Genomic DNA, 13,088 nt, shown 5'->3' with positions numbered 1-13,088 from the left:
ATACGCGTGCTTGCTATGAATTTGATATCCATCCCGGTTCGTCCAATTCGGCTTCAATTCCTGCGTCGTCTGAGGATCTGCGTCGGCTTGCTTCTGCTCCCGGCAGCGCTCTTGACTGGCATCGGATCGTGCCCCACTTTCGCCCAGGAGACACCTCCTTCGAAACCCGAGGCAAGCTCGATCACCGAGTACATTCACAAAAGCTGGGATACCTTGTCGCGCTCGATGAGCGATTGCCACTCGCTGGTCGATCCCAAGCTGAACGGGGCGCCATCGATCCTTTACTTGCCTGCGGACGTGCCCACTCCCGCCGAAGTGGCGGCGTTGAAGACACAATGCAATGTGGACGTCGAGCACTTGCCCAAGGTGGTGACCAGTTTTGGCGAGCTCAAGCTGACCGACATTCCCAAGCCGGGATTGCTCTATCTGCCGAAGAAGTATGTCGTTCCCGGCGGTCGTTTTAATGAGATGTATGGCTGGGACAGTTACTTCATCATTCTCGGCTTGCTCCGCGAAGGCAAAGTAGATCTTGCGCATGGCATGGTGGAGAACTTCTTCTATGAAATCGAGCATTACGGGGGCATTTTGAATGCTAATCGGACTTATTATTTCACCCGGTCGCAGCCGCCGTTCTTAAGCTCGATGATCCGGGACGTGTATGAGGCGATGGCGGCGGATCCGGCGCAAAGGCAGAAGGCCAAGATATGGCTCGTGCGCGCCTATGACTATGCTCAGCGCGATCATGCTCTATGGACGAGCGATTTCCATCGGGCCGGCGACACTGGCCTGGCGCGTTACTATGACATCGGGAAGGGGCCTGTCCCTGAGCAGGAAGACGATAGCTCTTACTATCCTGACGTGATTCGCTGGCTGCTTGCTCATCCCGAGGTCAAGACCGATTATCTGGTCGATGGTCCGGAGGATCCAAATCCCGGACAGCAGGCAATCCTTGCCAAGATCAGCTGTGATCCCCGCACCTCTCACGTATGTGCTCGCGCTCACGTGGACGGCCATTGGTTGACTGCGGACTACTACAAGGGTGATCGCGCCATGCGCGAATCCGGATTTGATCCTTCATTCCGTTTTGGACCTTTCGACGGCTCAACCCATCACTATGCTCCCATCTGTCTCAACAGCCTGCTATACAAATACGAACAGGACCTCGCGTGGATGGCGAATCAGCTGCATAAACCGGCCGAAGCCGCGAAGTGGACGGCGGCTGCCGAAGCGCGCAAAACTGCGATCAACAAATATCTGTGGAACCCCGGCAAGGGGATGTATTTCGACTGGGACTACGAAAAGGGAGAACAGGCCAGCTACAACTACATCACGACTCTCTATCCGCTGTGGGCCGGAGTCGCTGACTCAACTCAGATAGCGGGCGTCAAGAAGAACCTGAAACTTCTGGAGCAGCCGGGAGGGATCGCGATGAGCGACACCAATTCGGGGACCCAGTGGGACCTCCCCTTCGGGTGGGCGCCCCCGACTTGGATCGCCATCGAAGGAATGGTGAAGGTGGGCGACGGCGCCGATGCAGTCCGGACGTCGAAAGAATTCAGCAAGACGATCGAAGATGGCTTCGCTCATGATGCGACGATTCGCGAGAAATATAACGTGGTGAACGGCAACGCAAATGTTGAAGTCGCGACTGGCTACAAGATGAACGTCGTCGGCTTTGGCTGGACCAATGCGGTGTATCTCGAGATGCAGCGAGTGATCGCCAGTGACGGGAAGGTCGAGGTTAAATGACGGATCAGCCGAAGATCGTGGTTGGTCTGGGCGAATTACTCTGGGACCTCTTGCCGGAAGGCAAACAGCTGGGAGGGGCGCCGGCCAATTTCTCTGTCATGGCGGCCCGGCTCGGAAACCGCGCGGTCATTGCCAGTCGTCTTGGTGAGGATCCGCTGGGCCGCGAGGCAAAGAAATATCTAGCTGCGCTGCCAGCGGATTTGGAACTAATCCAGGAAGACGCAAAGCACCCAACCGGCTCCGTTTCCGTGACACTCAAAGAAGGGCAAGCGGAGTATGTCATTCATGAGCCCGTGGCCTGGGATTTTCTGGAGCTCACCCCGCCATGGAAGGAACTGGCGGCATCGGCCGACGCAGTCTGCTTCGGCAGCTTAGCGCAGCGGGAACCGGTCTCGCGCAGGACCATTCATGGCTTTTTGGCGGCTACCCGGCGTGACTGCGTACGGGTTTTCGACGTGAATCTCCGCAAACCTTTCTACACTCGCGGGGTGCTCGAGGATTCATTGAGCCGGGCCACGATTCTCAAGCTGAATGACGCCGAGATGCCCGAAGTGCTGAAGCTCTTACGCCTCGAAGGAGGAGACGGCGTCACTCTCGATCCTGCCGCCCTCCGCAAGGGAGCACGAGCGCTTCTCGGTGAGTTTCCGATCGAACTCGTATGCATCACCATGGGGAACAAGGGGAGCCTGCTCGTCACCCGCGAGAGCTTCGATCAGCACCCGGGCATTCCCACCCCGATGGCCGACACCATCGGAGCGGGTGACGCGTTTACGGCCGCGCTGACCAGCTACTACCTCCAAGGAGCTTCGCTGCCGGTGCTCAACGAGGCAGGGAATCGCTGGGGATCCTGGATTGCTTCACAGGCTGGGGCGATGCCGGCGCTTTCGGAGGCGAAGCTCACGGAGATACAACGCGCTATCTCGTCGGTATGAACAACGAAATCGAGTTTGCGATGGCTTTCCGACTGATGTATTGTCTGCAGAGACTTCCCGCCCGGTGAGCAAGATGCCAAAATATCCAACTCCTCAGGAGCGCCTTGAAGAAGGCGAACTACGCCGGAAACAGGTGTCGCGCCAGTCCCATGCCGAAGCCGGCGTCCGGAGGCGGAGTCCGATCGCTTTATTGGAGGCTTCGGTCCGGGGCCGCGTTCCTTCCTTAGTTGCACTGAAGTATCAGTTGATGTCAGCCTCGCCATTTGCATTTTTTCGCGGAGCGGTGCCGATTATGGCTTATGATCTCGCCGCTCATCCACACACCGGCATCATCTGCCAGCTTTGCGGGGATGCGCATGTGCGCAATCTCGGCGCGTTTGCCGGGGTTGATGGACGACTTGTTTTCGACATCAACGACTTCGACGAGACCACCCAAGGGCCGTTCGAGTGGGACTTGAAGCGGCTAGCAACGAGTCTGGTGCTGGCGGGCCTCGCGGTCGGTAGTAAAGCCTCCAAGCGGGAACCGGCGGTGCTCGCCTTTGTCGAACAATATCGCCGCATGATCGTCATGTTTTCTAAGATGCCGGTCATTGAAATGGCCCGCTATCAGGTCCATCGGCTGCAGCGCATTGAGCCGATTTCGAAGGTGCTGCTCAAGGCCGAGCGCGCCACTCCGCTGCACACGTTGGAAAGCCTTACCGTTCCGGCCGGCGACTCTCCGGACGCGAAAGCGGCGTCGGGCGCGCGTGTCTTCAAAGAAAACAGGCCCATGCTCACCCGGGTTACCGGAGTCAAGGCCCGCGAAGTGCTCGGCTCGCTCAAGGAATACAGCGAATCGCTGCAGCCGGAGCGCCGGCATTTCCTGGCGCAATACCAACCCATCGATGTGGCCTTCAAAGTGGTCGGCACGGGCAGCGTTGGGCTGCGCGATTACGTGGTCTACTGCGAAGGAAACGGACCCGGTGACCCGCTCTTCCTGCAGATCAAGGAAGAGGCCCGGTCCGCCTACGAACCATATCTCGGTGCCATCGGAGCCAAGCATCAAGGCCGCCGCGTGGTCGAAGGCCAGCGCGCCATGCAGCTCCAGTCGGACCCATTTCTCGGCTGGACGACGATCGCCAACCGCGATTATCTGGTCCGCCAGCTGAGCGACTACAAGGGATCGCTCAATCTAAACGAGCTCAAAGGACAGGGCCTGATCGACTATGCGATTGTCTGCGGAGAGTTGCTCGCCCGCGGCCACTCGCGTTCCGGAGACGCCTGCGTGATAGCCGGCTATATCGGCAATGGCAACAAATTCGACGAGGCGATCCTCGAATTCGCTGAAGGGTATGCCGAACAAACCCAGAAGGACTGGGAACTGCTGTTGAAGTCGAAGCACGGGGTGAAGGCGAACAAAGCTGAGGACGGCAAAGAGGCAAAGAACAAGTAGGCGGGCTTATACTCGGCTAGGGTCAAGGCCTAGGCGCCAGCAATCCGCCTTCGTTCTTGATTGTCAGGGCATATTCCTTCGACTCCGAAGGGAACCCTGCAAGCTCGGCGGCCTTGCTTGCGCCAACCAGCGAGTCGAGACGGTTTGGAGCGAGTTGTAATCCGGCTTTGTAGGCCAGCAAGGCATCCGCTGGCTTGTTCATCTGCAAGAGCATATCGCCCAACATCTCTCCTGTTGGGCGAGGCAGAATGTCTGCATAGTACATCGGATGGTCTCGTTCGAACTCAGCCATGTTCCTTAATTTCTCGACGGCTTCCTCCTGCTTTCCTTCTGAAAAGAGAGTCCATGCCTCAGCTTCGGCGAGACCAACACTCAAAATGTCACCCCGGCCGTGGCTCTTGTTCCAGGCTGTCTCTGAATCTCGATATTTGGCTAAGGCGGCTCTAGCGCTTTTCGGATCGCCGGAACGCGCCGCGCCTATGGTCTCGATCCAGTAAGCATCGAAGTTTTCCTCGAAGGAGGACGTCGAAGGAGGTTCAATCCGGATGGTGTCCTGCCAGTTGTGCGTCTCCAGGTCGTAGTAGATTCTCGCGTCGACCGGAAGCCAGGGGTCATTCCCTTTCTGAGCTAAAGCGGTGATCTGGTCGACAACCGCTTTGGCCTTCTGGTCGTCTCCGAGCTGCAGCCAGGCATACTCGATGTTGTTGAGAGCATGAAACTCGTCGAAGCTACCTGCTCGACCGGCTTGCATCCACTCCGCCGCGACCCGAGCCGAAGCCTCGTTCGTCTGGATCGAGGCTTGCCACAAGCCAAGCCGATTGAAGATATGCGAAGGCATATGCAGCGCGTGAGGAGAATCTGGCGCGATCGCTGCGTACTTCCTGGCTGCGGGGAGCGCTACCGGCGCGAGCTCTGCAGTATCGGCGGCGTGAATGATGTAGTGCGCAGCTCCTGGATTATTTGGGTATTTCTCGAAAATCGGCAGGAAGATCGCTAGAGCCTGTTTCCGCTGCTCCAAACCCTTCCGTCCCGGTCCGGCTGTCCAGGTCAATCCCAATCCGTAGAAGAGGCTTGCATTGATGTCGTCGGGGTATTTTTGCCGGAGTTTATCCATCCGCGAGAGGTAGTCTTCCCAACGCTTTGAACCCGGGACATCTGCGTAACCTTCATACATCACCCGAACGGCGTCAACATACATTTGTTCTCGTTCTGTGCCCGCTCTCACAGCGAGCCAAGGCTGGAGCTCCGCCCATCCTTTGGCCAGATCTTTTGGCGGAGCATTCGCTCCCGCCCGTTCGGTAGTGGAGAGCGCCACGCCCCACCCGGCGATGACGCATTTCGCGTCTTCCTTTTCAACGCGGTGGAAAGCGGCTTCGGCTTCTCTAAACTCGAAGGAGTACAGCAACGCCACGCCCGAATCGAAGGTCTTTTGAGTACCCGGCTTACACGATGTAGGAAAGTGAACGTTGCCGAGCGAATCCAAAGCCAGCACGGGTCGAGTCACAATGAGGATTGCGAAAAACCCGAAAGTGAGTCGAGTAAACAGAGGCCGGAACATTCAGCTTCTCCTAGCTCCAATCCTTTGTAGCCGATGGATAGGGGGACTAGTCCACTGCTCGGACTCTTCATCACTGTTCAGCATGACTACCAGCGAGCCGAAACCGGATTAGGCTCCGTGCAGCGGACTGGTTTGGACTGACATGAGCCATTCCTGACCAGGAACAGAATTAACCAGGAACAGAATCAAACGATGGCCCTGTTCATTCAAACCGGCCAGTACTCATATCCAATCACAACTCCATAGACCTGCTCTCGAGCAATCCTTGAATCCGGGTCAAGAATTCTTCAAAGCCCACCGAACCCTGGTCGCCTTTGCCTCGGGCGCGCACGCTGACTGCATTTGACTCCGCTTCTTTGTCTCCCATGACGAGGACGTATGGCACCTTCTGCAAGGTAAAGTCGCGGATCTTGGCGTTCATTTTTTCGTTGCGGCCATCGAGTTCGACGCGGAAGCCATGCTTCTGTAACTGCTGCTGTATCTTTTCCGCGTATTCGCGGTGGCGTTCGCTGATGGGCACTAAGCCGATCTGCACCGGCGCGAGCCATAGCGGGAAGGCCCCGGCGTAGTGTTCGATGAGGACGCCGAAAAATCTTTCAACCGAGCCGAAGAGCGCGCGGTGGACCATGACGGGCTGATGGCGTTCGCCGTCCTCTCCTACATACTCCAGATCGAAGCGGGCGGGCAGGTTGAAGTCGAACTGCACCGTTGAAAGCTGCCAAAGTCTGCCTAAAACGTCGACTAGCTTGATGTCGATCTTCGGGCCGTAGAAAGCGCCTTCGCCAAGGAAGGTCTTGTACGGAATCTGCTTGCGCTGCAGCACGCTCTCAATGGCAAGTGTGGCCATTTGCCACTGCTCGGCGGTGCCGTCATAGCTCTTGCTGTCTTTGGGGTCCCAGGTGGAGAGCTCGACCTTGAACTCTTGAAAGCCGAATGTTTTCAGCACCACCTCGGCAAACTCGACGCAGCCGGCCATCTCGTCTTCAACTTGCTCCGGGGTACAGAAGATGTGGGCATCGTCCTGGGTAAAGCCGCGCACGCGCAAGAGTCCGTGCATGGTGCCGGAGCGCTCGTAGCGGTAGACGTTGCCAAGCTCGGCGTAGCGGACGGGCAGGTCGCGGTAGCTCTTCGGCGAGTTCTTGTAGATCAGGATGTGGCCCGGGCAGTTCATCGGCTTGAGCCGGTATTCGGCGTCGTCGAGCTCCATCGGCGTATACATGTTCTGCGCGTAATGGCCCTCATGGCCGCTGATCCTCCATAGCTCGCGGCGCATCACATGCGGCGTGTAGACCATGGAATAACCGCGGCGGAGGCATTCTTCGCGCATCCAGTCTTCCATGGTCTTGCGAATGATCGCGCCCTTGGGATGCCAGAAGATCAGGCCGGCGCCCGCGACCTCCTGAATCGAGAACAGGTCGAGCTGCTTACCCAGCAGGCGATGGTCGCGCTTGGCCATCTCTTCGAGGCGGGCGAAGTGGGCGTCCATTTCTTTTTGCGAGAAGAAGGCGGTGCCATAGATGCGTTGCAGCTGCGGATTCTTCTCATCGCCCAGCCAGTAAGCGCCCGCGAGGCTGAGGACTTTGAATGCTTTGACGCGGCCGGTGGTGGGCACATGCGGCCCGCGGCAGAAGTCGGTGAAGTGGCCATTGCGGTAGAGCGAAACCATCTCGCCGGGCTTGGTGAAGCGCTCGACGAAGTGCAGCTTCATGAAGTCGCCGGTATCGCGGAACTTTGACACCGCCTCTTCGCGATCTTCGAATTCGTGCAGAAAGCGTTGGTCGCGGGCGACAACCTCGGCCATCTTCGCTTCGATGGCTTTGAGGTCATCGGGCGTGAACGGGGTGGGCCGGTAAAAGTCGTAGAAGAACCCCGCATCGGTCGCCGGGCCGTGGCCCAGTTTGGTTTCGGGAAAGAGTTCGAGCACCGCGGTGGCCATCACGTGGGCGGCTGAATGCCTGACCACTTTGAGCGACTCTGCGTCGTTTTCGCGCAGCAGCTGCAACTCCACGTCTTCTTCGAGTGGCGCATGCAGATCGACCAGCCGCTCCACGGCAGTATCGTGGTCGACGTACATTTCGGCTTCTGCCGTTTCTTCGACATCCTTGTCCAGCTCAGCAGCGGGCGTGCTAGCGGCGCGATGGAGCGCCTTGATCTTGGCGACGACCGAGGCCGCGGCCAGTCGCGGAGAGATGCTGTTGGCGACATCGAAGGCGGTTGAGCCGCGGGGAAACTCACGCACACTGCCGTCGGGCAGCTTGACTTGAATGGAGGCTAGTCCTGAATGTGACGGTTCTATTTCAGCGATTCCCGCGTCGAATGATGAATCCATTTTGGCCACGAACCTTTGCCTTATTCTAGAGCATTTTCACCTTTACCCTAGTATGGTTTGGGCGGCCGTGAGTAGCTTGTATTCGGGAAGAGGCTGGCCAGTAGGGAATTCCACTGCTCGTTCCGCTACGAGAAATCAGAGCATTGCACAAGGTTGTGCAATCGATCCGCGGAGGCGATGCTGCTTGGTGGGGGATGCTTTGGGTTTCTATTCTTTTTGGCGGTGGGCTAAGCATCGGTTGCGACCGGATGCCCAGCGGAAATGCGGAATGCTACTGATCTACGGCCTGGGACTGCTGGTTATGGCGGGACACCTGGCTGGCGCATCGGACTCTTCCGGCTTTGCCAGTATTGTGACTACGCCCACGGCATTGGCAAACGGATCTCCATTTCTGCTTACGGTCAAGCTGGCGCAGAAAGCCTCGATTGTGCGGGGTGTTTGGTTCGGCAAGGATGTTTCCTTTTTCAAAGGGCCAAACGGACCATCGGGCGAGCTCTGGTATGCGCTTGCCGGGGTGGATGTGGAAACTGTGCCGGGCAGCTATCCGCTTACCTTGCAGGCGGTCACCCTGGATGGCCATGATCTTCACGCCGGTACGCAGTTAGCGGTGGCTGAGGCAAAGTATCACAGTGGTGAACTCACGGTCGGCGGCAACTTTGTGGAGCCCGATGCGGCGACCCAGAAGGAGATTGCCCTCGATAAACAGATCAAGGACCGTGTCTTCTCCCAGACCGCCTCCGCCCCGCTGTGGGCGGGAGACTTCGTTCGGCCTGTAAAGGAGCCTTCTACTGACTCCTTTGGGACCCGTCGCACCTTCAATGGCAAGCTCGCAAGCATCCACCGTGGAATGGACTTCCGTGCGCCCGCGGGCATGCCGGTTGCCTCGGCCAATGCGGGAACGGTCGTGCTTGCGCAAAAACTCTTCTACGAAGGGAACTGCGTGGTCATCGACCATGGGCTCGGGCTCATGACGATCTACATGCATTTTTCCCGGTTGGAGGTCGCTCCTGGAGAGCGCGTCCGTAAGGGGCAGAGGCTGGGGCTCAGCGGAGCGACTGGCCGAGTGACCGGTCCGCACCTTCACTTCGCCGTTCGCTGGCACGAGGCGTACCTCGATCCCGCCGGTCTTTTCCGGCTTCGGTTGACCGGCAAGCCGTAGGATTTTCTTGGCCCTTATTTTCTTGACCGTTTTAGCTGCGTCGCAAAGCCAAGTCAGGTTGGATCTCCGGCGACGCGCCGTCATCCTCCACGACCAGTTCATCGACGGCAATTCCCAGGTGGCGGCCGAGGGCATTGAACCGGGCCTGCCAACTCGCAAAATCCTGCGCCGCGATTGACAACGAGCGGTTATGCGACACCTCCATAATCTCGTACCAGATGTTCTGCGCCTGCCACAGACGAATCTCAAAGGGGAAGGTGTGCAGCGCCTGGGCGACCCGTAGCGCCTCATCCAGCTCGCGGGCACGGCTCGGATGTTTGTGCAGCGCCACCATGCTGGCCTTGATGCGCTGACTAGCTACGTAGCTCAGCAACGGTTCGTCGAGAGCAATCTTGATGTCCTTGGCCCGCCCAAGCAACAGGGCAATACGATCGTCTTCGATCGGGTCTGCTTCTAGTGAGTGACGAAGTCCCGAATTGATAAACGAGCCGGCTGCCAAGGTGAGCTCGGCGGGTTTCGGCATCCCTACCTCGCTGAGGAACTGCAACAGCGAAGCATGCCGCTCATAAATGGCGCTGAAGGTCGTCTCGATCTCGTTCAAGGTCGGATCCAGGATGATCTTCAAAATACGGCGCTCTTCGTCATTGAAGAGTGAGGTGATGGAATAGTCCGTCTCTCCAAAGTGGTGGTCAAAGAGCCGGATCACGGCCGGGATATCGGCCCTCCGGACTGCGGCCCTGACCCCGTCGAGAAGCGCCTCGTGCTCAGCCTTCTCGCGGTCCCCCACCGCCGGATCCAAGCTGCCGTTGGAGCCCGCCAGGGAACGCTTGACCGCGGCCGTAATATTTTGATCGCCGAAATGGAGCGCGGCGTAAGTCACCTGTTCACTCTCCCCGGTGATGGTCGAAGAAACCAGCGCGCGCCCGATCGAGAGCCGCCCTCGCCCCGTGCCGAGCGACTCCACATCCAGACGCCGCACCACATAGCCAAAGAGCCGGGCCTCTTCCGGGTAGTTCGAGAAGACCGAACTGATCGCATAATGCGCCGCAACCTCTTCGAGGCCTACCCTTTCCGTCTTCACCTTGCAAAGATAGATTTCAGCGCCATCGATGGCTTGGGGGTCATTACTCTTCGCGGCTCGCAGACGTTCGACAAAACCAGCTTCAAGCCCGGTTGCTTCCGGTCCGAATACCTCCTCCGCCAACTGCACCAGGCGGCCCGCGTAGGCGATGATCTGCACAGTTTCAATACCGGAGATATCGTCGAAGAACCAGCCGCAGCTGGTGTACATCAAGAGAGCGTGGCGCTGCATCTCCATCAGCTTCAACGCGCTGATGCGTTCGGCATGGTTCAACGGGTGAAGAGAATGGGAATCGAGGAAAGCGTCAGCGTTAGGCACCGGCGTATTGACGTGACCGCTGGATACTTCGCCGCGGGCGAGCACGACCTCGATATAGGCATTGCGGGCCTCCCAGAAATCAGCGAAGAGCCCCTTGGCCAGCTTCTCGCTCAGCGGCGCGACGCTGTCGCGCAGCCAATCCAGAGCGTCGCGTAAGGGCGCGCGCCACTTCTGATTCCAGCCGGGCCGCCCTCCATTGCAGCCGCAGTCAGAGCGCCAGCGCTCGACACCGTGAAAGCAGCTCCACGAAGTGTTCTCGACAATCGCGGCTTCATAGCGGGGCGGGAACTTATCCAGGAACTGGGCATAGTTGGTCAGCTTCGCCTCTCCCCGCTGCTCGATCAGCCGCAGCGCATAAGAGAGCGCCATCTCGCCGTAGCGATGGTGATGGCCGTAACTCTCCCCATCGGTCGCCACATGGACGAGCTGCCCGCGATGAGCGCCGTCGGGCTGTGCCGGTTCGGCGCGAAAGCCGCCCATCAGCCGATTGGCGAACTCATCGCCGCTGTTCAGCAAGCCATCGAAAGCGATGGCTCGCGATCGTTGTCCGTCATAGAAAAAAATCGCGATGCTGCGCCCCGACTTAAGCCGCACGGTGTAGGCGCGGGTTGTATCGACGCTGCCATTCGGAGTTTCCTGCCAGGGCTCGACCACCAGAGGTTTAGTCCCGTCGTCGGTAGCTGCATCCGGCTTGACCTTTCTCGCCGGCCTCTCCGCCAAAGGGCGAACGCGGGCACACTGGCTCGGGGCCAGCACGGTAAAACGGATGCCGTGCTGGGCAAGCAATTCGAGGGACTCACTATCGACTGCTGTTTCGGCCAGCCACATGCCCTCCGGCTTGCGGCCGAAGCGAGATTCGAAGTCGGCAATTCCCCAGCGAATTTGAGTAATGCGGTCGCGAGTGTTCGCCAGCGGCATGATGATGTGGTTGTAGACCTGCGCCATGGCCGAGCCGTGCCCGCCGAAACGAGCCTGGCTTCGAAGGTCGGCTTCAAGGATATGTTTATAGGCGCGAGGCGCGTTTTCCTCGAGCCAGGAGAGCAGGGTCGGACCAAAGTTGAAGCTGATACGGGCGTAATTGTTGATGATGCGAATGATCTGGTTCTCGCGGTTCACGATCCGCGAGGCGCCGTTGGGCGCGTAGCATTCCGCGGTGATGCGTTCATTCCAATCGTGATAGGGAGCCGCCGAATCCTGAGTCTCTACCGTCTCCAGCCACGGATTCTCCCGCGGCGGCTGGTAAAAATGTCCATGAATCGTGATATAGCGTTCCAGGCTGACGGGAACCGCGGGCGTAGGGTCGGGCATCGGTTTCTCCAACAAAGAGGGAAGACGTAAACGGGCAGAGACCCAGATTGCAGCCATACGGTGCTCGCCGGGAGCGATTCGGTTCCATCGAGGGGAGCCATCGAATCGACCCTGAGCGATAGCCGATTTTGAGAAAAAGGGGCGGGAGAACCGTTGCCCTTCTTCTATCTTCGGCTGCTGCGTCGCAAAGAATATCGTTGTGTCCAGTTTACGCTGGATCCTTCAGACCGCAACGGATCGCATGGCCCGAAGTGCTTCTAGTCGGGCGGGGGTGAGGCTTTCCCGGCCAGGTCGCAGGCGCGCCACAGATACCAGCTCGCGACCGAGCGCCAGGGCCGCCACTTCTGCGCCCGGCGAAGCATCTCTTCCGGTTTCGGGAGCAGGTCGTTCGAAAAGGGCTTGTTCTTAGGGATACGGCGAAAGGTGAGGGCAAAGCCTTTGCGTACTCCATAGTCGCTGACCGGCAACACATCCGGCCGGCCAAGGCGAAAGATAAGCAGCATCTCGACCGTCCAGGGACCGATGCCGCGCACTTGAGTGAGGTGTTCGATGATGTCTTCGTCGCTCATGCGGCGGATCCGGGCCAGCGTAGGGACGGTGCCATCGATGGTCTTGGCGGCGAGATCGCGCAGGGCCAGGACCTTTCCCTGCGATACTCCGGCCGAACGCAGCTGCTCCTCGGGAGCAGCAAGAATGTGTTCCGGCGACGGGTGCAGATCGCCGAAGACATTCAGCAACCGGCGCAGGATCGCCGCCGCCGCTTTTCCGTGGAGCTGCTGGTAGATGATCGACTCCAGCAACGCTTCGAAAGGGGAATGCGAGCTCTTCAAGCGCAGCGAGAACGCTCCGGCCTCGCCAATCAGGCGGCCCAGTTTGGGGTCGGCGGCGCCGAGCTGCCGGCAGGCCAGCTCCGCATCGTAGCGAACTCCGCGACGCCCGGTCACCATGCAGAGACCTCCTTGAACATAATCGTTAAGTGTAATCGTTTGTTCCGGCTGCGAGAGGTTGATTTGGAGGTGCCATTTCGGTTTGGCCGCTACTATACATCCAGGATTTTTTTTCGTTTTCGTACCCGGGGTCGCTTGCAAAGGCTTCGCTGCTGCTATATTTCTTTTTTAGACATTGAAACTTCGAAGGGCCTTTCTAGCGGCCCATGTGGAACGGCCGCCACCCTTTACTGGTCGAGGCCGCTCCCCTCCACCGCGTAACTTGAGGAAGCAGG

The 13,088-nt window shown here is 58.7% G+C and carries 8 protein-coding genes; 4 read left to right on the top strand and 4 right to left on the bottom strand.

Annotation, left to right across the window (positions count from 1 at the left end):
• Positions 1-15 precede the first annotated feature (15 nt).
• The 3 genes from ACPOL_RS07625 to ACPOL_RS07615 all read left to right on the top strand — a co-directional run bounded on the left by ACPOL_RS07625 (position 16) and on the right by ACPOL_RS07615 (position 4,113).
• Positions 16-1,749: a trehalase family glycosidase gene (locus ACPOL_RS07625; RefSeq protein ID WP_114206526.1), complete on the top strand. Its 1,734-nt coding sequence runs from the start codon at positions 16-18 to the stop codon at positions 1,747-1,749.
• Positions 1,746-2,681 (top strand): carbohydrate kinase family protein, encoded by a 936-nt coding sequence (locus ACPOL_RS07620; protein ID WP_114206525.1) that lies wholly within the window; start codon positions 1,746-1,748, stop codon positions 2,679-2,681. The genes ACPOL_RS07625 and ACPOL_RS07620 overlap by 4 nt, the downstream gene beginning before the upstream one ends.
• A gap of 73 nt (positions 2,682-2,754) precedes the next feature.
• Positions 2,755-4,113 carry a DUF2252 domain-containing protein gene (locus tag ACPOL_RS07615; RefSeq protein WP_114210689.1) on the top strand — a complete coding sequence of 453 codons (1,359 nt, stop codon included), beginning with the start codon at positions 2,755-2,757 and terminating at the stop codon, positions 4,111-4,113.
• Positions 4,114-4,135: 22 nt separating this feature from the next.
• Here ACPOL_RS07615 and ACPOL_RS07610 read toward each other — a convergent pair whose 3' ends face one another.
• Both ACPOL_RS07610 and thrS read right to left on the bottom strand, forming a co-directional pair.
• Positions 4,136-5,671 carry a tetratricopeptide repeat protein gene (locus tag ACPOL_RS07610; RefSeq protein ID WP_114206524.1) on the bottom strand — a complete coding sequence of 512 codons (1,536 nt, stop codon included), beginning with the start codon at positions 5,669-5,671 and terminating at the stop codon, positions 4,136-4,138.
• 232 nt (positions 5,672-5,903) lie between these two features.
• Complete coding sequence (thrS, locus tag ACPOL_RS07605; RefSeq protein ID WP_114206523.1) at positions 5,904-8,000, bottom strand: threonine--tRNA ligase; 2,097 nt, start codon at positions 7,998-8,000, stop codon at positions 5,904-5,906.
• A gap of 268 nt (positions 8,001-8,268) precedes the next feature.
• Here thrS and ACPOL_RS07600 point away from each other — a divergent pair, with 268 nt between their 5' ends.
• Positions 8,269-9,159, top strand: a complete 891-nt coding sequence (locus ACPOL_RS07600) for a M23 family metallopeptidase (protein ID WP_161557245.1) — start codon at positions 8,269-8,271, stop codon at positions 9,157-9,159.
• Positions 9,160-9,190: 31 nt separating this feature from the next.
• On the opposite strand, the gene ACPOL_RS07595 is transcribed toward ACPOL_RS07600, so the two are convergent.
• Complete coding sequence (locus ACPOL_RS07595) at positions 9,191-11,866, bottom strand: DUF3536 domain-containing protein (RefSeq protein WP_114206521.1); 2,676 nt, start codon at positions 11,864-11,866, stop codon at positions 9,191-9,193.
• A 257-nt stretch (positions 11,867-12,123) separates the two neighbouring features.
• Positions 12,124-12,813, bottom strand: a complete 690-nt coding sequence (locus tag ACPOL_RS07590) for a DNA-3-methyladenine glycosylase family protein (RefSeq protein ID WP_114206520.1) — start codon at positions 12,811-12,813, stop codon at positions 12,124-12,126.
• Between the last annotated feature and the right edge of the window lie 275 nt (positions 12,814-13,088).

The organism is Acidisarcina polymorpha (assembly GCF_003330725.1).
In the GTDB taxonomy this organism is placed as follows: domain Bacteria; phylum Acidobacteriota; class Terriglobia; order Terriglobales; family Acidobacteriaceae; genus Acidisarcina; species Acidisarcina polymorpha.
This window is presented reverse-complemented; position numbering and strand designations above follow the sequence as displayed.

Coding starts and splice junctions, on each gene's coding strand:
- ACPOL_RS07625 (WP_114206526.1), top strand. CDS start 16: ATGAATTTGATATCCATCCCGGTTCGTCCAATTCGGCTTCAATTCCTG.
- ACPOL_RS07620 (WP_114206525.1), top strand. CDS start 1,746: ATGACGGATCAGCCGAAGATCGTGGTTGGTCTGGGCGAATTACTCTGG.
- ACPOL_RS07615 (WP_114210689.1), top strand. CDS start 2,755: ATGCCAAAATATCCAACTCCTCAGGAGCGCCTTGAAGAAGGCGAACTA.
- ACPOL_RS07610 (WP_114206524.1), bottom strand. CDS start 5,671: ATGTTCCGGCCTCTGTTTACTCGACTCACTTTCGGGTTTTTCGCAATC.
- thrS (WP_114206523.1), bottom strand. CDS start 8,000: ATGGATTCATCATTCGACGCGGGAATCGCTGAAATAGAACCGTCACAT.
- ACPOL_RS07600 (WP_161557245.1), top strand. CDS start 8,269: ATGCTACTGATCTACGGCCTGGGACTGCTGGTTATGGCGGGACACCTG.
- ACPOL_RS07595 (WP_114206521.1), bottom strand. CDS start 11,866: ATGCCCGACCCTACGCCCGCGGTTCCCGTCAGCCTGGAACGCTATATC.
- ACPOL_RS07590 (WP_114206520.1), bottom strand. CDS start 12,813: ATGGTGACCGGGCGTCGCGGAGTTCGCTACGATGCGGAGCTGGCCTGC.